Origin of the sequence: Roseobacter sp. TSBP12 (assembly GCF_009129705.1) — a bacterium.
GTDB lineage: Bacteria > Pseudomonadota > Alphaproteobacteria > Rhodobacterales > Rhodobacteraceae > Celeribacter > Celeribacter baekdonensis_A.
On sequence record NZ_PYIB01000045.1, the window covers coordinates 1 to 25,038 of the forward strand.

18 protein-coding genes and 1 pseudogene are annotated in these 25,038 nt (G+C 57.6%); 16 read left to right on the plus strand and 3 right to left on the minus strand.

Annotation, left to right across the window (positions count from 1 at the left end):
* The first annotated feature begins 184 nt into the window (after positions 1-184).
* The 12 genes from C8029_RS13655 to C8029_RS13710 all read left to right on the plus strand — a co-directional run bounded on the left by C8029_RS13655 (position 185) and on the right by C8029_RS13710 (position 16,332).
* The gene (locus tag C8029_RS13655) at positions 185-5,056 is read left to right on the plus strand and encodes a CapA family protein (protein ID WP_226946336.1); all 4,872 of its coding nucleotides are present in this window, start codon (positions 185-187) and stop codon (positions 5,054-5,056) included.
* A gap of 425 nt (positions 5,057-5,481) precedes the next feature.
* Entirely contained in the window at positions 5,482-5,700 is a 219-nt protein-coding gene (locus C8029_RS13660; RefSeq protein ID WP_009572497.1) for a Flp family type IVb pilin, read from the plus strand.
* Between the two features lies 1 nt (position 5,701).
* A complete protein-coding gene (cpaB, locus tag C8029_RS13665) occupies positions 5,702-6,670 on the plus strand; it encodes a Flp pilus assembly protein CpaB (protein WP_040402471.1) in 969 nt (322 codons plus the stop codon).
* Between the two features lie 35 nt (positions 6,671-6,705).
* Complete coding sequence (locus tag C8029_RS13670) at positions 6,706-8,037, plus strand: type II and III secretion system protein family protein (protein ID WP_100220113.1); 1,332 nt, start codon at positions 6,706-6,708, stop codon at positions 8,035-8,037.
* On the plus strand, positions 8,034-8,594 hold the full coding sequence (locus C8029_RS13675; RefSeq protein ID WP_009572502.1) for a hypothetical protein: 561 nt from the start codon (positions 8,034-8,036) through the stop codon (positions 8,592-8,594). Before C8029_RS13670 ends, C8029_RS13675 begins: the two co-directional genes overlap by 4 nt.
* On the plus strand, positions 8,591-9,799 hold the full coding sequence (locus C8029_RS13680) for a CpaE/TadZ family protein (RefSeq protein WP_009572503.1): 1,209 nt from the start codon (positions 8,591-8,593) through the stop codon (positions 9,797-9,799). The genes C8029_RS13675 and C8029_RS13680 overlap by 4 nt, the downstream gene beginning before the upstream one ends.
* Before the next feature lie 3 nt (positions 9,800-9,802).
* Positions 9,803-11,341 carry a TadA family conjugal transfer-associated ATPase gene (locus C8029_RS13685; protein WP_009572504.1) on the plus strand — a complete coding sequence of 513 codons (1,539 nt, stop codon included), beginning with the start codon at positions 9,803-9,805 and terminating at the stop codon, positions 11,339-11,341.
* Between the two features lie 71 nt (positions 11,342-11,412).
* On the plus strand, positions 11,413-12,315 hold the full coding sequence (locus C8029_RS13690; protein WP_226946337.1) for a type II secretion system F family protein: 903 nt from the start codon (positions 11,413-11,415) through the stop codon (positions 12,313-12,315).
* A complete protein-coding gene (locus C8029_RS13695; RefSeq protein ID WP_226946338.1) occupies positions 12,308-13,270 on the plus strand; it encodes a type II secretion system F family protein in 963 nt (320 codons plus the stop codon). The genes C8029_RS13690 and C8029_RS13695 overlap by 8 nt, the downstream gene beginning before the upstream one ends.
* Positions 13,271-13,272: 2 nt before the next feature.
* Positions 13,273-13,689 (plus strand): TadE/TadG family type IV pilus assembly protein, encoded by a 417-nt coding sequence (locus tag C8029_RS13700; RefSeq protein WP_100220115.1) that lies wholly within the window; start codon positions 13,273-13,275, stop codon positions 13,687-13,689.
* Positions 13,679-15,475, plus strand: coding sequence for a Tad domain-containing protein (locus C8029_RS13705; protein ID WP_157789812.1), 1,797 nt, complete (start codon positions 13,679-13,681; stop codon positions 15,473-15,475). Before C8029_RS13700 ends, C8029_RS13705 begins: the two co-directional genes overlap by 11 nt.
* A gap of 56 nt (positions 15,476-15,531) precedes the next feature.
* Complete coding sequence (locus C8029_RS13710) at positions 15,532-16,332, plus strand: tetratricopeptide repeat protein (RefSeq protein ID WP_040402474.1); 801 nt, start codon at positions 15,532-15,534, stop codon at positions 16,330-16,332.
* Between the two features lie 132 nt (positions 16,333-16,464).
* Here the strand turns inward: C8029_RS13710 and C8029_RS13715 are convergent, their stop codons facing one another.
* Together C8029_RS13715 and C8029_RS13720 are read right to left on the minus strand one after the other, a co-directional pair.
* Positions 16,465-17,838 (minus strand): sensor histidine kinase, encoded by a 1,374-nt coding sequence (locus C8029_RS13715; protein WP_009572510.1) that lies wholly within the window; start codon positions 17,836-17,838, stop codon positions 16,465-16,467.
* Positions 17,835-18,506, minus strand: a complete 672-nt coding sequence (locus C8029_RS13720; protein WP_009572511.1) for a response regulator transcription factor — start codon at positions 18,504-18,506, stop codon at positions 17,835-17,837. The genes C8029_RS13715 and C8029_RS13720 overlap by 4 nt, the downstream gene beginning before the upstream one ends.
* Positions 18,507-18,636: 130 nt before the next feature.
* Here C8029_RS13720 and C8029_RS13725 point away from each other — a divergent pair, with 130 nt between their 5' ends.
* The 4 genes and pseudogenes from C8029_RS13725 to C8029_RS13740 all read left to right on the plus strand — a co-directional run bounded on the left by C8029_RS13725 (position 18,637) and on the right by C8029_RS13740 (position 23,956).
* Positions 18,637-19,737, plus strand: coding sequence for a Bug family tripartite tricarboxylate transporter substrate binding protein (locus tag C8029_RS13725; protein WP_009572512.1), 1,101 nt, complete (start codon positions 18,637-18,639; stop codon positions 19,735-19,737).
* Between the two features lie 132 nt (positions 19,738-19,869).
* Positions 19,870-21,831 carry a tripartite tricarboxylate transporter permease gene (locus C8029_RS13730; RefSeq protein WP_198430616.1) on the plus strand — a complete coding sequence of 654 codons (1,962 nt, stop codon included), beginning with the start codon at positions 19,870-19,872 and terminating at the stop codon, positions 21,829-21,831.
* Positions 21,832-21,895: 64 nt separating this feature from the next.
* Positions 21,896-22,988, plus strand: a pseudogene (locus tag C8029_RS13735) (4-oxalomesaconate tautomerase).
* Positions 22,989-22,999: 11 nt separating this feature from the next.
* Positions 23,000-23,956: a D-2-hydroxyacid dehydrogenase family protein gene (locus C8029_RS13740; protein WP_009572515.1), complete on the plus strand. Its 957-nt coding sequence runs from the start codon at positions 23,000-23,002 to the stop codon at positions 23,954-23,956.
* Here the strand turns inward: C8029_RS13740 and C8029_RS13745 are convergent.
* Entirely contained in the window at positions 23,937-24,989 is a 1,053-nt protein-coding gene (locus C8029_RS13745; RefSeq protein WP_009572516.1) for an AbrB family transcriptional regulator, read from the minus strand. The two genes, C8029_RS13740 and C8029_RS13745, sit on opposite strands and share 20 nt — an antisense overlap.
* Positions 24,990-25,038: the final 49 nt, after the last annotated feature.

The window sequence follows — 25,038 nt, forward strand, 5'->3', positions numbered from 1 at the left end:
CGCAAGACATCCCGAGATCGCCCGCTCCTAACGCCTGGCGCGTTGGGGGCGGGTTGTTGACCCTGAGCGGTGTGTTTTGTACCAAGTGATCCGTGGGATGACCTCATCCGGCCTATAGGATGATTTAGAGTCTCACTGTTGTGCGGTGAGATGCTGCGTGACAGCCAATACAAAGGCGTATGCGATGGGCAAGAAAAAGCGGTCTCGAAACGTGCCAAAAGCAGACGCTCGACAGGGCAAGACTGACACACCCTACGCGTTGATGTCGCCGCTTGCACGCCATCCCAAAGCCCCGTTGACCGTGCTTTTGGCGCAGGCCAAAGCGGCTTTGACCTATGCGGTGGTGTCCTCTGGCGTTGAATCGCCAGCGTCAGCCCCGCTGCGCCTCTTTTTCTCCATGAGTGACGGCACCAAACGCGCAGAGGTCGTGCATTTCGTTGGGCGCGATCTGGCGGACATCTGGGAAAAAGTAGAGGCATGGCGGGGGGCTTTGGCCAATCCATGCCCGTCGATCCGTTGGCTGAGAGTGGATTGGGTCGATCAAACATGGGACCTGACATGGCACCACTGCCAATTGGCGCTTGAGAACAGCAAGCGGAGTTATTTTCGCTATGGGCTCGCGCTTGATCGTGGATTTGAACAGGCGTTTTTAGAGCAGGAACTCAATGCCAACGCGATGTTGTATCTTGGCGGCACCGTCGAACAGGCCGGTGTGAACGAAAAGAATTTCAACATTTATGGACGCCGACGGTTTGGCGCGGGATTCCAATTGCCTCAAGACCCCGCGCATCAGATCCGTTTGTTTTCGACCCAGGCTTTCCTTTTGCAGCCCAACCATGGTCCGATCCGGCTGCACGGCTTTTGCGGCGGGGCCGAAGGGCGGGACACCGGGCGCAGGGTTGTGACGGATCTCGACGAAACCACTGTCGAAAGCATGATCGCGCAATCCAGTCGGTTTTTGGCGGCCCAAGTCGATGAACAGGGCCAGTTTGTCTATGGGCTTCATCCGTGTTTTGATCGGGAGATTAAGGCCTATAACACCCTGCGCCATACCAGCACGATCTATTCCATGTTGGAGGCGTGGGAGGTCACACGAGACGCGGGGGTCAAGGCCGCGATTGACCGCGCGCTTCGGTTCATGACCCAAAACCTCATTCGTCGGTTTACCTTGCCGGATGGGAAAGAGGTCGCGTATCTGCAAGACCTGAACAATGAATTCAAGCTGGGAGGCAGTGCCGTCGCCCTTCTGGCGCTCGTCAAATACACCGAATTGACGGGCGATCAGAGCCACCTGTCACTGTTGGACCACTTGGCGGAGGGCATCCGACGGGTCCAAGACCCAGAGACCGGGCAACTGCCCCATGTGCTCAATTCCACGGATCTCAGCGTCAAAGAAACCTTTCGGATCATATATTATGATGGGGAGGCCGCTTTTGGATTGATGCGGCTTTATGGGTTGACCAAAGACGCGCGGTGGTTGCAAACGGTTGAAAAGGCGTTCGATTACTTTATCGCACAACAGCATTGGAAAAGTCACGATCACTGGCTTAGTTATTGCGTCAACGAATTGACTCTGTATCGGCCGGAGGAGCGCTATTTCCGGTTTGGCATCCAAAACGTGGTCGGGCATCTGGATTTTGTGATTGACCGCATCACGACCTTTCCCACCCTGCTTGAGTTGATGATGGCCGCGCATAAGATGATTGTGCGATTACAGGCCAGTGAGGCGCACCGCCCGCTTTTGAAACATCTTGATCTGGATAAGTTCTACCGGGCTCTCGAAACGCGCGCGCATTACCTGATGAACGGGTTTTTCTGGCCGGAAATCGCGATGTATTTCAAAAACCCCCAACGTATATTGGGCAGTTTTTTCATTCGCCATCACGGGTTCCGGGTGAGGATCGACGATGTCGAACATTACCTGTCGGGTTATACGGCCTATCTTCTGCACTATTTGCGAGATGAAAACCGCCCTTCAGACGTGGCAGACTCGCCGAAACAGGCAGAGCATGTGCTAGACGTGGGGGGGACGTCGCCCATGAGCGCCTCCGCGATTTTGGCTTGGGGGGGCGACGTCAATTTGGGGCGTCGTCAACATTACAGATCAAAGCAGCTGGGGTATGATCAGGTCCTCGATATTCCCGAGCTTAAGTCGGCCGATCTGTCGATCGTGAATCTGGAATGCGTTGTCAGCTCGCTCGGCGCACAAGGTGTGATCAAGGGCGAAGGGGGGCCGTATTATTACCGTGCCCGGCCTGAAATGTTGAACATCTTGACGGCGGCAAACATCGACGCGGTGGCCGTGGCCAACAACCACAGCGGGGATTACGGCCCCCAAGCGTTGATGCAGCAACAGGACATCCTCCGCGCGCTTGGCATTGCCTACGCTGGCAGCGGGCGCACCCGAGACGAGGCCTTTCGTCCCACATTTTGTACCGCTGGCGCGGTACGTGTGGCGTTGTTTAGTGTCGATGCGACCCAGTTTCGGTTTGCCGCAACAGATGAGACGCCGGGCACCGCCTATGTGTCGTTGGATGATCCACACGCGTGGCGAGAGGAGTTTGAGCCGCGCATCGCCGAGGCCAAAAAACAAGCCGATCTTGCCATAATCGCCGTGCATTGGGGGGCGAACAATGCGCCCGCACCGGATGACGATGAAATCGCAGTTGGCCATGCCTTGATTGATGCCGGGGCGGATGCCGTGCTTGGTGCCTCGGCGCATCGGTTGCAAGGCATCGAAATCTACAAGGCCAAGCCGATCATCCATGACGCGGGCGATCTTCTGTTCGACTCCATTCGCAGTCAGTTTTCTGACGGCGGGGTGTTCCGGCTGGGCTTGAGCCCAGAGGGCGTGAAGTGGGTTGAATTTATCCCCATCGGGGTTGGATTTGGCTTTAGCCAACGCCTGCGTGGGGATGCTGCGCGCGGTGTGATACAGCGGTTTCAAAGTAAATGCCAAAGCATCGGTACGACACTAACGTGTCACGAAGACCGGGCGTATGTGCCACTCGTCCCACGGTCAGAGGCGGACAAACCTGTGGCTCAAACGGATGCGCTACCGAGGTGTTATCCGGTTGAGGTTTTGCAGTCCTATGAGGTCGATACACTGTATGGGCAGGTTCCGTATGTGCCCGAGGGGGCGCGGATCAAGCCGTTGAAAATAAACGGTTTGACGTTATTAGGGGTGCGCCTGACCCCGCAACATATCACGCATCGGCGGATGCTTTGGGTTGAGACTTGGTGGTCCAGTGACGTCCCGATCTCTGAAGACCTTCGGTTGAGCTATACGGCGATTCCTCGCGGGCAGGGGCCTTTGGTGGAGTGGGGCCGCGGCATGGATCATGATCCGTGCGATTGGATGCTTCCCACCCGTCGTTGGACTCCCGGGCGGATTTATAGAGACCATTTTGGTCTGCGTCCGCCGCCGTTAAAACACCTGAGTAATGCACCGTTACAATTGGAAATTCGCGTATTGGGTCGGGCGCCAAATACGCAGTGCTATCTTCATCCAAAACTGGTTCCGGTGCAGTTGACACAAACGGACACTTCGCTGAGCTTGTCCTACCGGACCCAGTTCCCTGATCTGGTGTCTGACAGCCCTTCGGGCCAAACATGGACGGCGGAGCAGCTTCAGGCGATCACCGGAGGGCGGTGGCTGACCGCCCCGCAAAAAGGCTGGTTCGTGCGTTCTGTGGTCAATGGTCAGAAACATATTGATATGCGAGACACGCCGGTCTTGTTTGTCGCCCACACCAATCGCGAGCGCGCATTTCACGAAGGTACGACCCAGCCGACCAAAACGATTGGGGACCGCCATCCGGTGGTGGCGCAGAATGTCCATCGTTTGGCCGGGGCGATCGTCAGTAAAGCCGTTGCCGATGTGCCAAGTGATTTCCCGCAACTGCTGGTTGATGATCCGATCAAGGCCCATATGGAGCTGGGCTTTGCGGCCCGTCAGCGGTTTCAGGGGCCGGTGATCGCCGTGACCGGGACGGTTGGGAAATCCTCAACCCTCGGGTTGCTCGAAACGCTGTTTGATCCCGGATGTGCCCTGAAAAGCGTGGACAACTATAACTCGCGTGTTGGCGTGCCGATCCAACTGTCCAGCCTTGCGCCCGACCATCAGGCCGCGTTGCTCGAAATTGCACAATCGGCGCTCTGGATGAACCGTGGTCCAATCACCCGATGGGTGCGCCCCACCATCGCCATGATCACGGAAATTGGCCTGTCACAAACCAACAGGATGATCAAGACAACCGAGGATGTGGCGCGTTGGAAATCGAGGGTTTTCGATGGGCTGATGCCGGGTGGGATTGCCGTGATCGGTGACCATTTGGCGCATTTTGAGACCATCCATGCCAAGGCAACCCAACATGCAAGCCGGGTCCTGACCTTTGGGCCGAGCCCGAACGCCCATTTGCGTGTGCTGGACCAGATCACTGAGGGCAGATCGACCCGGCTCACGGTGGTGCTGGCGGGTCAGACCCATGAGGTGACGCTGCCCTTTGTCAGTCAGGGCATGTTGAACAACGCAGTCGCAACCCTCGCCGTTGCTCATGCGCTTGGCCGCGATGTGCAGGACAGCGCTCAAAGGTTGGAGACATACAGACCGGAAGAGGGGCGTTTGGTTCAGTATGTCTGTCACTTAGGCGGGCATAAGGTGCGGGTGCTGGATGACAGTTGGAACGCCGAAATCCTTTCGATGTTGAATGCCTTTACTGAACTTGAGCGACAGCAGGTGGCGGGCCGGAAAATCGCAGTGCTCGGGCGCATTGTCCATCTTGGCGATCAGGCGGCGACGCTGCACGAGACGCTTGCTGCGCCCTTATTGGCATCGGGTGCGACTCTTGTTCTGACGCATGGAGACGAGATGCGGCATCTGCGAAAGAGGCTGCCGGAGGCCGTTTTGGGGCCGCATTTTTCGAGTGCGCCCGCGCTTTTTACCACTCTCAAAGGCGCCGTGAAAGAGGGGGATTTCATCCTCCTGAAAGGATCGCGCCGGGATTCAGACTTTGGCGATCTGTCCCGTTGGCTCAATACGCTCAAGGTTTTGTAAGCTGAACCTGAAAAGCTCTTGGATAGGTATGCCGCAAAGCGGCCGTTTACGGCATAACTTTAGCTGTGGTTGGCAAACGTATGGCGGAGAATCAGGATAGGTATATCCACCTTGTGTAGGGGATGTGGTGCTGGACGACGCCAGATTTATTCAACACACATCATTTAAAGTCAATTCTTAGTGATGTATTCAGACATCCTATAAGTCGTATAAATACATTATAAAGGATGTATAATATTGCGCATAATTTCTGAAAATTGAAATTAAATTGCTTTAATCCTTGCAAAAGGATGGCCTTAAATCTCTAAAGTTATTCCATATGGTGTCGTTAATCCTTTCGACACTTTCATGGTCAAAAATATCAATGTGGTGAGCATGAGTCCATGAATCACCCCGTCCACAAGACTTTCGGAGAGAACGCACAGATGAAATTCTTCAAGCCTGCAAAAGCCTTAGCAAAACGTTTCACTCGTGAAGAGGACGGTGCCACGGCTATCGAATATGGCCTGTTTGCCGCTCTGATCGCTGCCGTGATTATTGGGACCGTCTACACTCTTGGTCAAAACGTGAACACGGGTTTTCAAACTGTAAACGATAAACTTGCTGATCCTTCTTGTGTAGCTACTGCAACCACCAGTTGTTGATATGATGTCGCGCTTGGGACTGTCCGGGCGCGTGACCATGGTTTTGGCAACGTCCACTTTGGTGGCGGGCGCGGCGGTCTGGTTTGGGCTTTTGCAAAAAGACCAAACCGTCGCGCCGCAGCCGCCCCAAATGGAAGCTCAAACCAAGACCGAACGTGTCTTGGTCGCGGCTCATACCGTTGTTGCCGGGACACAAGTCACGCCCGCAGGCTACACATTTACAGAGATGGCCGCCGATCAAGTCCACGATGGGTTTCTTGTCGACAGCCCGGCCAATCAAGCGGCTCTTTCCGTGCTGACTGTGGCGCGGACTGTCCCAAGTGGCACGCCCTTTGTGGCCGAAGATTTGATGCCACCCGAAACGGCAGTCTCTGGTGCCGAGCCACAAGTGCACACAAGCGCCTCGGCTCTGCGGCTGACCGAAGGCATGCGCGCGATCGCTCTGCCGGTAACGGCGGAAACCTCTGTGGCAGGGTTGATCCGGAATGGTGACCGGGTCGACATCTTGCTGTCTTACGCCTTGGAAGACGATCTGATCGCGATCCGCACCGTTTTGCGCAACGTGCGTATTATTGCCACGGATCAAATTCCCGAGCAGGCCCCGGAGAGCGAGCCGGTCGAACCCAAAGCGCCGCCAAAAATCGTCACATTTGAGCTCACGCCGGACGGGGCAAAAGTTTTGGTCCTCGCCCAGAAGATGGGGGATCTGATGCTGGTTCTGAGCGGCGGAGAAGAGGGGAATGCGCCGATCATTGCCGATGACACCCCAATCTTTTCCTCTCAGATTTCCGGTGAAACGACGAAACCCCTGCCGCCGATCAACAGTCGCAGTGTTGCGGTCGTGCGTGGCGCGGAGAGTCGGATGAATGTCCTCACCGTCGCGGATGCCATTGAGCCGGGTGAGATCGGTCGCCCGCAGACTTCATCAGAGGCGGCCATTGTCGCCGTTCCATCCATTCAAGGTGATTAATGCATTTCTTTCAAACGCCTAAGATTTTGAAACGCATGTGCGCGGGTCTCCGTCATGTGTGTTTGTGCGCGCTTTTGATCGGCTTTGCGATGCCAAGTGCCGCGCAAACGCTGGTAGAAACCCGCAACCGTGACGTTACTCTCTTTGCTGGACAGGGCAAATTGATCAAACTTGAGAACCCAGCGGAAACGGTGTTTTTGGCCAACCCGGATGTGGCCGATATCGAGATCAAGTCCCCTAGACTTTTGTATATCTATGGCAAAGCGATTGGAGAGACGACGCTTTTTGTCATCGACGATCAGGAAGAGGTGACTCTGAGCAGTGTCGTGAAGGTCTCTTACAATATGGACGCGATGAGCCGCGCCGCCCATGCCGCACTCCCGTCGGGAAAGTTCGCCGTCTCTGAAGTGGGTGGCGCGGTCGTTTTGAGCGGTAAGGTCAACACGATTTCTGATGCCGAACAGATTGAATCCGTGGTGCGACAACTGGCGGGGACCGAGACCGCTTTGATCAACAGCCTCGCGCTTGAAACCCCGCCGCAAATCAACTTGCAAGTACGCATTGCTGAGGTATCGCGAAGCGTCACAGAAAACCTTGGCGTGACGTGGTCCACCTTGTCGGGACAGGGCATTACTGGCGGCGAAGCGGTCAGCGGCGGCTATTCGATTGCTGGTAACATTCGCAAAGGTGGAACCAACATCGGTGTGACGCTTGAGGCGCTGAAAGGCGAGGGCTTGGTGACCATTTTGTCGGAGCCCAATCTAACGGCGCGCTCGGGCGACAAGGCGAGTTTTCTTGCCGGTGGACGCTTTCCTTACCAGACGAGAACAGCAGAAGATGTCCCCACGGTTCAATTCGAACCCTATGGTGTCGAGCTTGAGTTCCTCCCTGAAGTTTTGCGCAGCAATCAAATCAAACTCAATGTTCGGACGCAAATCCGCGAGCTGGATTTTTCCAGCGGCAGCCAGACGAACACCCAAAACTTTCCGCTGATCCTGGAGCGAAGCGCGAGCACAACGATCGAAGTTGGCAGTGGCCAGAGCTTTGCCATCGCCGGATTGTTCAGTGCATCGACGCAACAGGATGTCAAAGATGTGCCGGGTCTGGGCGACATCCCGATTTTAGGTGCCTTGTTCCGGTCGACGAGCTACCAAAAAGGTGAATCTGAGCTGGTCATCATTGTGACTCCCTACATCGTGGAGCCCGCGTCGCCTGATAAATTCAAGACTCCCTTGGATCACTTCGCCCCGGCGAACAGCCTCGATCGGAGTTTGCTGGGGGCCTTTTCGGCAGGAGAACCGATTGAGGAGAGCGCTCCTGTCTCCGTCAAAAACATTAACGGGAATGCGGGGTTCCTTTTGCAATGACTGTGACCAAAGCCAAAACCATTCTGGCGGGCCTTGTCCTGATGTGCCTTGCCGCTTGTGACACGCCATCGCCACAAATCGGTGTCACCCAACGGTTGTCCGCCCCTTATGTCGAAGCGCAGCATCAATTCCGCTTTGCCTCTGGAGCGTCCTCATTGTCCGCACAAGAACGCGAGCGGATCTCGGGGTTTCTAAATCAGCTTGCGTTGAAAAACGGGGATTTTCTGATCGTGACGATCCCGTCGAGCGGCCAAGCCAAAATTGATGCGGAACGTCAGGCTGTGATGCAATCGCTTTTGGCACGTTCGGCCGCGAAAAAGCAGTATCTCATGGACACCTCTTTTGGGTCACGTCCGTCATACCGGCAAACCGGTGTCATTCGTGCCACGCGAACGCAAGGTCTGCGCGTCGATTGCAAACCGAGTATCACCGATCTGGGCTGTGCGAGCGCTGCGAATCTTGCTGCGATGATTCACGAGCCGGGTGATGTCCTGGAACCGGATATGACTGCCACCATGGCCCTTAGGGATGCGCCGCTTGAAGGACATCAGCAATGAGTCAGATGTTCCAGCCCGCAAAGACCGAGCGCCGCGTCGAGGCGTTTGTCGCGACGGAAGAGGGCCGCGATGCAGTGGTCCATTTGTTACGACAGACGACACTGGACAGCAATGCGACGGTCCACACGGGAACGCTTCAAACCATGGCGCGCCTGTCAGGTATGACCACATTTGGCGATGTGATGATTGCAGAGCTTGGTGAGACCTCGCTCGCCGCCAATATCGAAGCAGTGCGTGATATCGTTGCGGATGGAACCGAAGTCATCCTGTTGGGGCGCGAGAATGACGTGGCAACATATCGCGCCTTCTTGACCGCCGGGGCCAAGGACTACCTTGTGCTGCCTTTGGATGCGACGGGTCCATTGCCGGATATTCTGACCTCTGAGGCCATTCCCTCAGCGACCAAACGCACGCATGGGAGAGCCATTGCCGTTTGTGGTGTCTCCGGTGGCGTGGGCGCCAGTCTTTTGGCCGCCAATCTTTCGGTGGCGTTCAGAGCGGGCGGGGAGCGAGCGGTGACACCGACCGTCGGGCTGTTGGATGCCGACCTGGCCTTTGGCTCTTTGGCCGTTGATCTGGACATTGAGACCACGTCCGGCTTGTTTGAAGCCTTTTCAACACCGGAACGCGTGGACAGCACTTTTCTTCAGGCGACCATGCATGAGGTTCAACCGGGGCTGTCCGTCTACTCGGCTGAAATCGAAGACATGAGTTTGCTGTCGAACTGCGAAATGGGTCTGTCCGGCCTTGTGGCTTCTTTGAAAGAGACGTTTTCGACCACTGTGATTGATCTCCCGCGGCGGTTGATTGCCGAGAAGAACCCGGTCTTGGATGTCGTCGATGATCTCATTTTGGTTCTGGCTCCCGGATTTGGTGCCGTCCGATCTGCGGGGCGTTTGATGGATTTGATCAATCGGAATGCGGCGGGTGCAGCGCCGCGGGTTTGGCTTGTGCTCACACAGACCCGCCGGGATGCTGGCCTGAGTGCCAAGGAAGTCGCCGGTGCCCTCGATCTGCCGGTCTCCTGCGCATTGCCACCATGTGCGAGCGACATTGCGCGTGCGTATGTGAAAGGCACACCCGTGCAATCCCTTGCCCCAAACAGCGCCTATGCCCGCCGTGTGGCGCACCTCGCACAGGCTATGTGCAAAGGTCACGACGCAGACAAAGTGCGGCAAACGTCCTGGTGGAAGAAAAGGGCGTAAGCCATGAGTGAGGCCGTTTCATACCCGACTGACATCGCAACCGTGCGCCCGGTTATCGAAGCCCGCGTGCGGTCTTTGCTGGCCGATGGCGCGGTCACCGGTCTTTATGCAGTAAGTGCGGCGATTGATTGGTATCAGGACACGACCGAACAGAGCTTGTCGCGAGACATGCAACGCGAGTTGATGAAACATCTGGTGTCAGTGGCTGAGGCGCAAAACGACACCCCGGCTCAAGCTGGGCCGGACGCCAGACCGCGCGCCCATTATCAACCAGAGTTCACCAGACGTGTCATGCGTTTGGGGGCGAAGATTGCGCCTGAGATCATGGAGCTTCTTGACCTGCGCGCCCTTGCCGGATTGCAATATGCGGCTCAACGCGGCGCCATTCGTGATGCGGTCATGTCCGTCAGTAAATCGCAGCGGTTTGATCTGAATGGTGTCGAAAGCGCGGAACTCGTCGATTATGTCGTCGATGACATGCTCGGATTGGGGCCGCTCGAACGGCTTTTGGCAGATGACAGCATTTCTGAGATCATGGTCAACGGACCAGAGCAGGTTTACGTCGAACGTCACGGTCAGTTGGAATTGGCGGATATTTCGTTTCGCGACGATGATCATGTTTTGACGATCGCGACGCGGATCGTAGGCGCTGTGGGTCGCCGCGTCGATGAAACCACGCCGTTGGTGGATGCCCGCCTGATGGATGGGAGCCGGATCAACGTGACCATCCCGCCACTGGCCATCGACGGGCCAACCATGACCATTCGAAAATTCCCAAAGGACGACTTAAAACTCTCTGATTTGATTGACCGGGGCAGTCTCTCTGGCCCGATGGCGGACTTCCTGCGCATCGCCGCGCAATTGCGCCTCAATCTCCTTGTCTCGGGCGGGACGGGGTCAGGCAAGACCACGCTGTTGAATGCGATCTCACGCGAAATTCCGGCGAATGAGCGCATTGTCACGCTTGAGGATGCGGCCGAACTGCGATTGCAGCAGCCTCATGTTGTGCGTTTGGAAACGCGCCCGCCCAATATTGAGGGCACGGGGCAGGTGCCCATGCGCGCGCTGTTTCGCAATGCCCTGCGGATGCGTCCTGACCGGATCATCATCGGTGAGGTGCGCAGCGAGGAAGCGTTTGATTTGTTACAGGCAATGAACACGGGTCACGACGGCTCTATGAGCACGCTGCATGCGAACACGCCGCGTGAAGCCCTGACGCGCATGGAAAATTTGATCGCCATGTCGGGGATTGTCTTGCCGACGGTTTTCGTGCGGCAACAACTTCGGGATGCCATCCATCTGATCGTCCAGATTTCGCGCATGCGGGACGGGGTGCGGCGGGTGACATCCATTTCGGAGATTGTGGGGGGTGAAGAGTCGGTGATCAGCCTTCAGGAATTGTTCCGCTTTGTGCCTGAACCCACACAGGGGCGCGAGACACTTCGGGGGCAATTTGTGTCCAGCGGGTTGACGCCGGGCTTTATTGATCGGGCGATTGAACACGGTCTTGATGGCAAATTGCGCCAAATCGTGAGTGTCTAAAGATGATCGCCTCCGCTGCTCTCTTCCTTTTGATTTTTACAGGCTGCCTCACGGTCGGCACGGTTGGGTTGATGCTCACGGACAGAAGCCGTCGCATTCGACGCGCGCGCCTTGTGAGATACTCCGCGGATCATCCGGGCGCGACCTCGGAACTGGTGCGCAAAAGAGTGTCGCAAACCACCAATACCGTTGCCCAAGCGGCGCTGAAACAACGGCAGGCCGGGGTTCAGGGGCTCTTGCAACGGCGGGTGCGTGAGGCAGGTCTGACCCTGTCACCCCTGTCCAGTCTTCTTGTCATGGGCCTCATCGCCGCCCTGACATGTGTGGGTCTTGCCATGACAACCCCGCTCTCTAAGCCTTTGGTGGGGCTGATCTCGCTCGGGAGCGGATGGATTGTTTTGAATGCTGTTTTCGATGTTCTGAGAGCGCGCAGGATCAGGCGGTTTACCGAGGCATTGCCGGATTGTCTTGATGTTTTTGCCCGTGGATTGCGCGCGGGGCAACCCCTCAGCGAGGCGCTAGGGCTCGTTGCAAATCACACTTCAGGCATTGCACAAGAAGAATTCCTGCGCTGTCGCGATGAGCATCGTGTCGGCAGGCCGCTTGATGAGACGCTTGCGAGTATGGCGGATCGTATTGCAACGGCCGAGGCCCGGTTCATTGCTGTCGCAACAAATTTGCAGGCAGAAACGGGCGGTAATCTTGTGGAGACGCTGGAAAACCTTGCCGTGCTTTTGCGTGATCGGCGTAAACTGCGCAAGAAAGCCGCCGCTTTATCCGCCGAAACCCGTGTCAGCGCTGTGATTTTATCCAGTCTGCCCTTTGGAATTGGCTTGATTATCTTTGTGCTCAACCCTGGCTATCTTGCACCACTGATCCAGGATTCTCGCGGACTCTTGCTTGCGACGGTTGGGGTTCTGAGCCTCTGTTTGGGCATATTTAGCATGTACAAACTGTCCCGGATTGATGTCTGACATGGGATATTTGGGCCTCGCATTCCTACTCTTGCTCATTCTTGGGCTGAGCCTTGTGCAATTGATCGCCTTGGCTCTGATTGACCATCGCAAACGGCGCGGTCGATTGGATCGCTGCCTCTCATCGGCGGGCAAAAAGACCAAAGATGTCGTCTCTCAACCCATATCCTTGAAAGCTGGAGAGATTTTGAGACGGATGGCGGCAGTGACCGCAGAACGTGTATCCGTGGTTAAGGGCGATGAGGCGGAAACCTCGGCGGCTCTTTTGAAATCTGCGGGCATTCGCAGCCGTGATGCGCATCTGATTTACGCCTTTCTAAAGCTCGTCCTGCCCGTGGCCGCTGTGATCCTGTCGGTGCTCTGGCTGGCACTCAATTCTGAAGATGGGGTCAAACCCCTCACCGCGATCGTTGTGGTGTGCGCAACAGCTTTGGTCCTGTCACGGGCACCGGATGCTGTCTTGTCCCACAAACGGAAGCGACGGCTTGAAAAAGTGCGGCGCAGCTTCCCGGACATGCTTGAATTGCTTGTGATCACGAGCGAAGCGGGGCTTGCGCCCGTCCCCGCACTCGGCCGTGTGGCGCGAGAGGTCTATGCGGCATGTCCAGAGCTTGCCATTGAACTACAACAGTTGGTTGTTGAACTTGGGGTGTTGCCAGAACGCGAACAGGCCTGGCGCAATCTGGAGGAACGGTTGCCTTTGCCAGAGGTGTCCGTGTTCGCCAATGCGATGGCACAAGCCGGTCGCTACGGCACGCCCTTTCGTGGCGCGTTGCGCGCTTTGATGTTGGATGCACGGGCTCAAAGACTTTTGAGATTAGAGGAACAGGCGGGGCGTCTCCCGGCTTTGATGACCATTCCGCTTATCCTGTTCATCATGCCCGCGCTTTTTATCGTGCTGATCGGCCCGGCGGCTCTGAGCATTCTGGACAATCTCATGAATGGAGGATCGTGATCGTGACACGGGTGCAACGATATCGGTGCGAAGACGACGGCGCGACGGCGGTCGAATTCGCGCTTGTGCTGCCTCTGTTGCTGAGCATCCTGTTCGGGATCATCAGCTTTGGCCAGTATTTCGCCATCGCCAATAGCCTACAGCAATTCGCGGCCGAAGCGGCGCGGTATTCTGTCAGCGAACCGTTTCTTGCCGATAGAGAAGGACGTGCAACAAGCTTTCTGACTTCGCCGGGCGGGCGGTTTTCCTTTTTGAATGCCAGCCATATTTCCGCCGATATCGACATGATTGAGGGCACCATGCCAGCCATTCAGATCACGTTGACCTATGATCTCAGTGGCACAGCGGTTGAGGTTGCAGACAGCTTTCTAAACATCGGGATCACGGATATTACGCGGAGCAGCTACCTTGCGTATTAAAGCGTGTTTCCGCAAATACAGCTCACAAGAGGGCGGTGCCGTGGCGATCATCGTCGCGCTTTTTCTGACAGTTGCTGTGGGCTTTATGGCCATCGGGATCGACCTCGGATCGCTGTATTTTCGGCAAAAATCTTTGCAAACACAGGCGGATATGACCGCAATCAGTGCCGTTTTGAACTTGAGTGGGACGCCGGATGATCATGCTCAGGCGACCGTCATCGGCAATAGGCTTGAGGCTTCGGCGCTGACGTCTTTGGAATACGGTCGCTACATTTATGACAGCGCCCTTCCGGCAGAGGACAGGTTTGAGACGCGCGATCTGTCCGATGTGGATGTCAATGCGGCAGAGGTTGTTTTGAAGGGTGCCGCACCTTTGTTTTTCTCTCAAACGTTTTTGGACACGGACAGCACCCCTCTTTCGGCGTCTGCAACGGCGGCACGATTTGATTTTGCATCTTTCAGCCTTGGATCGCGACTGCTCGATCTGGATGGCGGTATCTTGAACGCATTGCTCGGCGCGGCGCTTGGGTCAAACGTGTCGCTCTCTCTCTTGGATTACCAAGCCTTGCTGGATACACAGATTGATCTTCTGACCTTTACGGACGCGTTGGCGGTGCGGGCCGATCTTGTTGCGCTTGATTATGCGGAGATACTCACCTCGGAGATCGATCTGCTTGATGTGGCGGGTGCGCTATTGGACACCGGGCTTGTCTCGGGTTCAACAGATGTGCTGACGGCGATCCTGAATTGTACAGCATGTGGGTCTTTTAATGCGTCTGAGCTGATCGGCATCTCCGGAGATAACGTGGCGATTCAACTGGAGGATCGTCTTGGCACGGTGTCTGTGTCGGCGCTTGATGTGCTGAAAGCAACGCTCGACATCGTCAATGCAAACCGTCTGATCGAGGCCGATGTCGGCCTGCCCATTCCAAATGTTCTGGGCAATGTGGATTTGGCTGTCGTTGTCGGCGAACGCGAGGCATATTCGAGCTGGATCAACCTCGGCGAACGCGGAGCGACGCTCCACACCGCGCAGGTGCGGCTGAAATTGGACGTTGATCTGTCTCCATCCTTGCTCAGCGGGCTTGGGGTGGGGGTGTCCGCCTTGTCCTTACGCCTGCCGATTTATGCCGAAATCGCAAGTGCAACAGTGACGTTGACGGATCTTTATTGTGATGCGAGCGGCCCGAACGATCGGATCGCCAGTTTCGACACGGGGCTTACCCCTTTCACCGGAACAAACGGCACGCATGTGGTTGAGTTGTTCATCGGTGAATTCGATGCTCCGGCCTTTGAGGACACGACCACCCCGCTTGACGCGGCCAACCTTAGCCCTGCGGACTTCTTGGATCTGGAGCTGAACCTCGCTTTGATCACGATTGACCTCTTCACCCTGCAATTGAAAGCCCATGCCGCGACAGGCAATGCGTTACAGCCACAGATTGATTTTCTCGTGTCCGACATCGCGGGCAGCCCGAAAACTGTTGGGTCCGGCAGCCTGCTGGCCTCGACGGTTGCATCCTTGCTGGACCCCAACAATTTGGAGATCAGCATCAGCAGTCAAAGCCAATCCCTACTTGGAGGGCTGTTGTCGCTTTTGCTGACACCGGTTGTCGCGCTTGTGGACTCTGTACTCGACGTTTTGCCGGGGAAATTGCTTGGTGCTTTGTTGACGCCGATTGATGCCTTGCTCGACGGTGTTTTGAATGTGCTCGGCATCGGGATCGGTCAGGCCGACCTCACCCTTGATGGCGTCGCCTGCGGAAAGGTTGCCCTTGTCCGATGATACATGTTTCTGCCCCCCTTCACACCCGCCCTCATCAGCCCGACCGGAGTAAACCATTGCCCTTTTTCTCTCACATCACCCGCGCCCTTGTCCCTGTTCTTCTCGTGTTCAGTTTGTCCGCTTGCACCATGGACCTGTCCAACGACGGGGCGGGGAGTGTCACGGCAGGCGCGGATACGCTGCGCCTTGCACAGGCGACCTCTGAGGCCGGTGACAATGAGACTGCCGCGCGATTGTTCGAGAAAGTTCTTGTCGCCGACCCCGTCTCCGTTCCTGCGCTGTTGGGCGCGGGGAACAGCTACGCGCGGATGGGACAAAACAGCCGGGCCGAGGCGGTCCTGTTGCGGGCACATGAACTGGCGCCGAGCAATGCCGACGTTCTGACAACGTTGGCGCGGGTCTACCTGGCCCAACATCGTTCGCAGATGGCCGTGGAGGCTTATGACAAAGCGCTTCGGGTGGATCAACGGAATGTGTCCGCCCTTACCGGGAAAGGTGTCGCGTTGGACACGCTTTCACAGCACAAACAGGCGCAGGGTGTGTATGAGGACGGCCTGTCCTATTACCCGACAAATTTCATCCTTCGGAGCAATTATGCCCTGTCGCTTGCGTTGTCTGGGGACATCATCCGAGGGACGGCGATCTTACAGGAACTCGTCAAAGATCCGCTGGCCGCGCCTTATGTTCGCGGCAATCTTGCCCTCGTGTATGGTCTCGACGGGCGCGACAACGACGCTCGGGCCACCTTGTCGTTGGACATGAAGCCCGATGAGGTCGAGGAAAACATCCGCGTGTATCAGGCCCTGCGCCGTCTGCGCTTGGAAGGCAAACCGATAGGGTCCCTTGTCTTTGTATAAACGCAGTTTCTGCGGGTCCTGTTGTGTCCCTTGCGCGCGGTGTTGCCTCGAGCGAGACAAGACAGGACCCCTAATATGTGGTGGGAACGCCGAGGGTGCGCCGTTCAAACAAACGTGACAACACCATTGTTTTCAATTCGGCAGGATGACGCGAATGGTACACCCCTTGGTGTCGGGAAGGACGATGGCGCGGCCATTATGGCTGCGCGCGATGTCTTGCACGATTGCCAAGCCCAGGCCACATCCTTGCAACGTGTCGGGGTCGGCGCGGAAAAACCGATCAAAGACTCTCTCGCGCAGGGGATCAGAGATGCCGGGACCATCGTCCGCAACCTCAAGCCAAACCTCAGTCGCAAGAAACCGCAGGGTGACGGTGATTGTCGGGGTCTCTCCCGCGTAGGTCACGGCGTTGTCGAGCAGGTTCATCAGCACTTCGTTGATCAAAATGCCGTCCGCCTGTATCAGTCGCCGCTCTCCCGTCACTTCGTAGATCACTGCCACACCTTGCGTGATCACCCGCTCGGCGAAACTGCGTGTCGTGTCCTCGACCGCTGTGGCGATATCAATCGGGCTTGCGAGGCTGCGCATTTTGCGCCCTCTGACACGTTCCATTGAGAGGAGCTGATGGGTCAGCCGACCCGTCCGGCGCGCCACATCTGCGACATCGGCGATGCGTTCGCGCAAAACCTTCTCGGTCGGCGCGGTCATCGCCGCCTCTGCCTGTGCTTGGATCGCGGCGATCGGATTTCGCACCTGATGTGCTGCGTCCGAAATGAAGGCGTCGCGCAGGGCGAAGGCGGTGTTGAGCCGGGTGAACAGGCTGTTCATGGCTTCGACGAGGGTGGACAGCTCCTCTGGCACCCAACGGCGGATTGGCTTGAGATCATCGGGGGTGCGGGCCAAAATGGCCCCTTCCAACTCGCGCAAAGGCCGCAAGCCGAAGGTGATCCCGAACCAGACTGTCAAAGCCGCGGTCGAGACCAGGATCGCGAAATAGAGCATGGTTTGAAAGATCAGATCATGGCTCAGTGCCTTTCGCTGCGAAACCGTCTGCCAGACCTCAACCGTCGCCAACCCTTTGCCGCCGTTCTCGTTCACATAGTCCTGCATGATCAATGCGCGCACCGGAACGCCGTTGGCAACGCTGTCATAGTAGTTGGGTTTGCCCGGCTCCAGCGCGGCCGAAAAGGAGGAAATCGGGGCATCGGAATAGCCGGTGACATAGGCCCCATTCGGCCCCGTGACGCGGTAGAATATCTCATCTCCCAAGGCGTTGGTCATGGCATTCAAAAGCTGGGTCGTGAGCATGTCACCCTGCGACTGCATCACATCGCGGGAGATCGTGAGCGCGATAGAATAGAGGGTGTTGTCATAGACTTGCCGCGACACATTGGTGAATTGGAGATACCGCGCAACGCTTGCCAGAATGGCGACCAGCACGAGCGGCGCAACAATCATCAAAAACAGGCGCTCGCGCAGGGCCAGACGGCGGAGGCGCAGTTTCACGGCTTTTCCTCGTCAAGCATATAGCCAAGGCCGCGGGCTGTCCGAATAAGGACACCGGAGCCGTCCAGTTTGCGTCGCAGTCGCGACACCAAAAGTTCAATCGCATTGGAATCAATCTCGGCACCGGTGCCATAGAGCGTGTCAGAAATCCGATCGCGCGAGATGATCCGGCCACGGTTGTCGAGCAGGCATTCGAACAGGGCCAACTCACGCCGTGGCAGCTCCAGATCCCCTGCAGGACCCTGTAATGTGCGGCGTTGAGAGTGATAACGGAGTGCGCCGATCTCTGTTGTGGGGGATTGCAAAATTGGCCTGCGGCGGGCCAAGGCGCGCACTCTTGCGATCAGTTCCGCCATCTCGAAAGGCTTGACCAAATAGTCGTCCGCCCCCGCCTCAAGCCCCATCACCCGCTCGGACGTCTTGCCCATGGCGGTCAGAATCAACACCGGAATCGTATCACCTCGTTGGCGTATTTCGCGTACAATCGACAGGCCATCCTGTCCCGGCAAGTTGACATCAATGATCGCAACATCAGGGTTCTCTTGGCGCAAAAACGCAGCGCCCTCAATTCCGTTCGCGATCCAGTTCACACCAAGACCTTGATCTTCAAGAGAATTTTTTATCCCCTTTGCTAAATTCTCATTATCTTCGATGATTGCAATACGCATTTCGCCTCGGACAGGATTTGGACAGGTTGGCTGGCTATAACCCTAACAAGGCGCGCTTGAGAGGAGAAAGCAAGGGCGTTGTGATCGCTTAAACATCGGCGATCAAAAATGCAGAATGGGAGGACAACACGTGACCGATTTTAAAATGACCCGCCGCAAAGCGTTGGGCATGGCTTTGGCGACCGCTGGTGCGATGATGACGTCGCCGGCTTGGGCCGAAGTGGATTTTTCTGGAAAAACGATCGAATGGATCATTCCGTTCTCGGCAGGGGGCGGATCGGATACATGGGCGCGGTTCAACGCACCTTTGCTGTCGAAATATTTGCCGGGTCAGCCGACCGTTGTTGTCGTCAACGAACCCGGTGGCGGATCGACAAAAGGGGCAAACCTGTTTGCTGTGCGCGCCAAGCCCGACGGCTTGACCTTGCTTGGGACCTCGGGGTCTACGCAATTCCCGTATCTGCTCGGTGATCCGCGCGTCAAATACGAATATAAAGACTGGAAAATCGCCATGGCCGCGCCAACCGGCGGTGTGGTCTATACCTCCCCGTCAACCGGCGTTGAAGCCGTGGCAGATCTTGCAAAGCTGAAAGGTCAAAAGCTCACATATGCAAGCCAAGGGGCCACCTCGCTTGATCTGGTGCCGTTGCTTGGATTCAAACTTATGGGTTTGGATGTGCAGCATGTGTTCGGGTTCAAAGGGCGCGGCGATGGCCGTTTGGCGTTTGAACGTGGTGAAACGAACATCGACTACCAAACCTCCTCGGCCTACATCAAAAACGTACAGCCTTTGGTCGAGGCAGGACAAGCTGTTCCGCTGTTCTCATGGGGGGTGTTGGATGAGGCAGGCACCATCGTGCGCGACCCGAATTTCCCGGATATTCCGAGCTTCCCCGAAGCCTATGAAATGCTGACGGGCATGGCGCCCGAAGGCGACGATTACGATGCCTTTGTGGCCTTCTTCATCGCGGGGTTCCCGGCCCAGAAAATGGCGGTTCTGCCCAAAGGCACGCCAGACGATATCGTGGCGGCTTTCAATGCGGCCTTTGAGACAATGAAGCAAGATCCCGAGTATCTGGCGAATAAACAAGCCGTCCTCGGGTCCTACGAGCAGGTCACAGGCGGCAAAGCAGAAGGGCTGTTTGAGATGGGCACGACCATTTCGACGCAAAACCGCAAGAATGTCGTCGATATGCTCGGCGCGCACTATGGCGTGAAGCTCGGCGAATAACCCCAAAGCCGGGTCAAACGTCGGGGGTGATCGCAGGTCTGCCGTCACCCCCCCTTTTCCACACATATACACTGAATTTCCCCGGAGGACTTCCCCGTGGCCGATACCCTATTGGCAGCGCTCTCTGCGCTCATGACTTTCGATCATCTGCTTTACATGCTCATCGGCGTGACAGTTGGACTCGTAATCGGGGTGATCCCCGGATTGGGAGGCATCGCCGGCCTCTCTTTGTTGATGCCCTTTCTGTACGGGATGGACGATATTTCTGCTCTGGCGATGCTGATCGGCCTCGTTGCGGTGATCCCCACATCGGATACGTTCTCTTCCGTGTTGATGGGGATTCCCGGCTCCTCTGCCTCGCAGGCGACGGTGCTCGACGGCTTCCCGCTCGCTCGCCAAGGCCAGGCGGCACGGGCGCTGTCTGCGGCTTTTATCTCGTCAATGTTTGGCGGGATATTCGGGGCCGTTGTGCTGACCGGTTTTGTCGTTGTGGCGCGGCCCTTGATCTTGATGTTCGGCTCGGCTGAACTGTTCATGTTGGCGCTGTTCGGCCTGTCGATGGTGGCAGTTCTGGCCGGGCGTTCTTTGGCAAAAGGCCTCGCGGCCTGTGCGGTGGGTTTGCTGATCGGTTCGATTGGGGGGGCGCCCGCGACGGGCGAGTTCCGCATGACGTTCGGCATGGGCTATCTGTACGACGGCATTCCTCTTGTCGTGATTGGCCTTGGCCTGTTTGCCGTCCCCGAGATTTCCGATCTTTTGCGCCGCAACGCCTCGATTTCGGATCGCCCGCCGCTTGGCTCCGGCTGGGCGAAGGGGTTTCGCGATTGGTATTCCAACATTTGGCTGTCCATCCGCTGTTCGGGCATGGGCTGTATGATTGGCGCCATTCCGGGGCTTGGCGGTTCGGTGGTCGATTGGATCGCCTATGGGCACGCGGTCCAGACCTGCAAAAATCCTGAAAATTTCGGCAAAGGCGATCCGCGCGGCGTTGTGGCCCCTGAGAGTGCGAACAACGCGATGCAGGGCGGGGCTTTGCTGCCGACGATGCTGTTCGGCATTCCCGGATCGGGGTCGATGGCGGTGTTTTTGGGCGGGATGGTGCTTTTGGGCATGGAACCCGGACCGGCGATGGTCACCACAAACCTCGATGTCACCTATTCGGTGATCTGGTCATTGGCGCTCGCCAACGTGATGGGCGCGGGGATCTGTCTCTTGCTCGCGATTCCAATCTCGCGCCTGACCCAGATCCGCTTTCCGTTGCTGGCACCGTTCATGATCACGCTCATCTGCTTTGCAGCGTTCCAGGCGACCCGTGACATTGGCGATCTATTGGCGCTCCTGTCCCTGGGTTTGCTCGGTATCTTGATGAAACGCTTTGCTTGGCCGCGCCCTGCGATGCTGATCGGCTTCGTGCTGGCCCCGCAATCCGAAACCTACCTGTATCAAGCGGTGCAGTTCTACGATTGGTCCTTCGTGACCCGTCCGGGGGTGATCATCATCGGTGTGCTGACACTCGCCTCGGTGATCTTTGGTATTCGCAAACGCGTGGACGACACCGGGCATGTCGTCTCGGCGTCCAAAGATACCGACGAACACGAAGGCCGTTGGACCAGCCGCGCTCCGCAAATCATCTTTGCGCTGATGATTGTAGGACTCTTGATCGCCGGGCTGAAGGACGCGCTTGACCAAAGTTTCCTTGCCGCCGTCTTCCCCGCCTCCGTGGCTGTGGTGGGTTTGGCGATGGCCCTGTGGCTGCTGCCGGAACTGATCGCTGGGCATCGTGGTCATGTCTCGCATTACGACAGTGAGTTGGATGGTGAGACGGTCGGCAAAGCCGGAATCGGTGGGCTTTGGGGCGGGGCGTTTTGGATCGGCGGGTTGGTTCTGGCCTCAGCGCTGATCGGCTTTTACCTCGCGATGATCCTGTTCTTCGTGGCGTTCCTGCATGTGAGGGCGCGGGCCAAGCCCCTTCAGACGCTGATCATGACGGCGGCAGCGGCGGCCTTTATCTTGCTGATCGCCAAGATGCTCTCGCTCAATTTCCCCTCGGGTCTGGCGCAGTCCTATCTCGATCTGCCTTGGCCCTTCCGCTGATCCCACATTGACCAGCCCTCCGACGCTGTCGGGGGGCACACTCATTTTTTGCCGAAGGTGTGACATGACCCAAACTGCAATCCCCTATCTTTTGTTGCGCGGCGGGACCTCGCGCGGGCCGTATTTCAACCGCGCTGATCTGCCCGAAGATCACGATACGCTGTCGGGCGTTTTGGTCGCGGTCCTCGGTTCGGGGCAAAAGCTCAATATTGATGGCATCGGTGGCGGCGCTGCGGTGACGACCAAGGTTGCGATGTTGTCGAAATCCGATGTTCCGGGGGTCGATATCGACTATTTTTCGCCCAGGTGTCGGTCGAGGATCGGCTGGTGGATTACAAGCCGACCTGCGGCAATATCCTTTCGGGTGTCGGCCCTGCCGCGATCGAAATGGGCCTGATCACGCCGACCGGTGACGAAACGCGTGTCCGAATCCGGTCGGTCAACACCGGCGCGCGCGTCGAGGCGGTCGTGTCCACCCCGAACGGCGCGTGAGCTATGAGGGCGAGGCGAAAGTTGACGGTGTGCCGGGCACATCGGCTCCGATTTATCTGAATTTTATGGATGTCGTCGGCTCCGCCACAGGGGCGCTTTTGCCCACGGGGGCGGTGCGCGATGTGATCGACGGGATTGAGGTGACATGTATGGATGTGGCGATGCCGATTGCGATCGCACGCGCCTCTGACTTTGGTCTGACCGGATATGAAAGCGCCGAAGAGTTGGACGCGAACCGTGCGTTTTACGCGCGGATGGAGCCGATCCGCCTTGAGGCGGGCAGGCGTATGGGGATGGGGGATGTGTCCAAATCGGTGACCCCGAAATTTGCCCTGCTGGCCGCCCCCCGCCATGGTGGCACGATCACCGCACGGTATTTCATGCCGTGGAATTGCCACCCGACGATGGCGGTGACCGGCGCGCAATGCCTTGCCTCTTGCGTCCTGACCCCCGGCACCGTGGCCGAAGGACTGTTCGCCCCCCCCTCCGGCAGCCCCGCGTTGGTGCGGATCGAACATGCGAGCGGCGAGATTGACGTGACCGTTGACTATGCCTCGGATGACACGGGCTTTCATCTGAAATCTGCGGGCCTGCTCCGCACCGCGCGTCTGCTTGCGCGCGGCGAAGTTTTCGTGCCTTCTTCGATCTGGGACGGCAAAGCGTAAAGGAGATCGAGATGCGGGTGCATGTGCTGGATGACTGGTCGGACACGCTGCGCAGTTTGCCCTCCTTTGCCCGTCTTTCGGGTCATGAGGTCACGGTCTGGACTGACAGCGCCTCCGAGGGGATCCTTGCCCAACGCCTTGCCCAAGCCGAGGCGTTGGTTTTGTTTCGCGAGCGCACACAGATCACCCGAAGCCTGCTTGAGCGTTTGCCGAATCTCCGGTTGATTTCTGCGCGCGGGGCCTGGCCCCATGTCGATACACAGGCCTGCACCGATCTTGGCATCGCGTTTTGTTCGCAAAAATCCGATGCCGCGCCGAACCATTCTGCGGCGGAGCTGACATGGGCGTTGATCCTGAGCGCGATGCGCGATCTGCCCGCGCAAATGGCGGCGCTGAAAGCCGGACAGTGGCAGGCGGGTGTGGGCCGTTCGCTGCGAGGACGCACCATAGGGATTTATGGGGCGGGCCGCATTGGGCAACTCGTCGCCGGATATGCCCGCGCCTTTGGTATGGAGGTGATTTGGTGGGGCAGCGCGGCGCGGCGGGCCGCTCTTGTGGCCGCAGGCGAGACCGTGCCCGAAAGCCGCGCGGCGTTTTTCGGCGGGGCGGATGTGATTTCGCTGCATTTACGGTTGGTGCCGCAGACCCGTGGCATTGTCACCGCGAAAGACCTTGCCCAGATGCGTGCGGATGCCGTTTTGGTCAACACCTCCCGCGCCGGGTTGATCGAGGTCGGTGCGCTGTTGCCCGCGCTTACCAAAGGACGTCCGGCGATGGCCGCCCTTGATGTCTTTGACGTCGAACCAGTGCTTGACTCGAATGACCCGCTGCTCACCCACCCGCGCGTGATCGCCACGCCACATATTGGGTTTGTCACGCGCGATGAATTCGATCTGCAATTCGGTGAAATCTACGATCAGATCAACGCCTATACATCAGGCGCACCCATCAATCTCGTCGCAGGATAATCTTGGCCGCAATCGGCGCGCCCAGGATCACGATGATCACCCGCGTCAGGTGGTGAACGATCACAAATCCCAAATCCGCCCCGGTGACGATGGCCAGCACGGTCATCTCGGCCTGTCCGCCGGGCGCGAAGGCCAGGAACGCATCCACCGGGGGTGCCAGATGCAGCAAGGTGATCGCCTCAGTGAACCCCGCCGAGAGGGCGGCGAGCAGGGCGACGAACACCACGCCTGAGACAACAAAGCGCCTCAGTTCGCGCCATGTCACCCCGACGTAACAGACACCAATGCCGATGCCGATCAGAAGCTGCGCGGCCAGAATCGCCTCGCGCGGCGGGCGCATATGCAAAAGACCGGTGAGGGACAGGGTGGCCGCCAAGATCATTGGTCCAAGGATTGATGCACCGAACAGATGAAACCTCTCGGCGACTTTCCATCCGACCAATGCCGCAAAGGCCATCAGCCCAATCTGATCCCATGGAAGCTCACGTGCAGGCAGGCCGATCGGGTTGCTCAATCCAACGCCGTAGAGTTGCACGGCAATGATCGGGGCCAAGGTCACGATGATCAAAACCCGTGTCGCATGGATCAGTGAGAGCGCGCGTGCGTCGCCGCCCGCTTCTTGGCCAAACACCACCATGTCCTGCAATCCGCCGGGCATGGCCGCATACCAAGCGGTGACCCGATCATATCCGAGGGCGCGGAAATACGGCAGTCCAACCAAGGCGATCAGCCCGACAAAGACCGGAACCAGTGCCACGGTTTGCGCCATTTTGGGGAGGGCGTGCACGACGTCTGGGGTGATTGAGGCCCCCGCCGCCACCCCCAGAATCGTGCGCGCCGCCACCGAAACCTGGCCCATGCCTTGCAGGGACTGACCCGCGAGGGCGGCAATGAGGCAGGCCAGAAGCGGACCGAACAGAAAGGGCAGGGGCAGACCCAGAGCGATGAAAATCCCCGCTCCGCTCAGCGCAATCGCCATGGTTTTCAGCCGCCGTAGGGCGATTGGGTGGGATGAGAGCAAGCGATGGATCATATGGGCCTCATCTGGTTGACATGATGTGTATCCGAATGTATCCACTAGG

What these genes read in the sequence shown, in the direction of transcription:
- C8029_RS13660 (WP_009572497.1), top strand. Translation starts at nt 5,482, where the DNA reads ATGAAATTCTTCAAGCCTGCAAAAGCCTTAGCAAAACGTTTCACTCGT.
- C8029_RS13720 (WP_009572511.1), bottom strand. Translation starts at nt 18,506, where the DNA reads ATGCGTATTGCAATCATCGAAGATAATGAGAATTTAGCAAAGGGGATA.
- C8029_RS13740 (WP_009572515.1), top strand. Translation starts at nt 23,000, where the DNA reads ATGCGGGTGCATGTGCTGGATGACTGGTCGGACACGCTGCGCAGTTTG.
- C8029_RS13730 (WP_198430616.1), top strand. Translation starts at nt 19,870, where the DNA reads ATGACTTTCGATCATCTGCTTTACATGCTCATCGGCGTGACAGTTGGA.
- C8029_RS13745 (WP_009572516.1), bottom strand. Translation starts at nt 24,989, where the DNA reads ATGATCCATCGCTTGCTCTCATCCCACCCAATCGCCCTACGGCGGCTG.
- cpaB (WP_040402471.1), top strand. Translation starts at nt 5,702, where the DNA reads ATGATGTCGCGCTTGGGACTGTCCGGGCGCGTGACCATGGTTTTGGCA.
- C8029_RS13670 (WP_100220113.1), top strand. Translation starts at nt 6,706, where the DNA reads ATGTGCGCGGGTCTCCGTCATGTGTGTTTGTGCGCGCTTTTGATCGGC.
- C8029_RS13655 (WP_226946336.1), top strand. Translation starts at nt 185, where the DNA reads ATGGGCAAGAAAAAGCGGTCTCGAAACGTGCCAAAAGCAGACGCTCGA.
- C8029_RS13675 (WP_009572502.1), top strand. Translation starts at nt 8,034, where the DNA reads ATGACTGTGACCAAAGCCAAAACCATTCTGGCGGGCCTTGTCCTGATG.
- C8029_RS13695 (WP_226946338.1), top strand. Translation starts at nt 12,308, where the DNA reads ATGTCTGACATGGGATATTTGGGCCTCGCATTCCTACTCTTGCTCATT.
- C8029_RS13685 (WP_009572504.1), top strand. Translation starts at nt 9,803, where the DNA reads ATGAGTGAGGCCGTTTCATACCCGACTGACATCGCAACCGTGCGCCCG.
- C8029_RS13680 (WP_009572503.1), top strand. Translation starts at nt 8,591, where the DNA reads ATGAGTCAGATGTTCCAGCCCGCAAAGACCGAGCGCCGCGTCGAGGCG.
- C8029_RS13690 (WP_226946337.1), top strand. Translation starts at nt 11,413, where the DNA reads ATGCTCACGGACAGAAGCCGTCGCATTCGACGCGCGCGCCTTGTGAGA.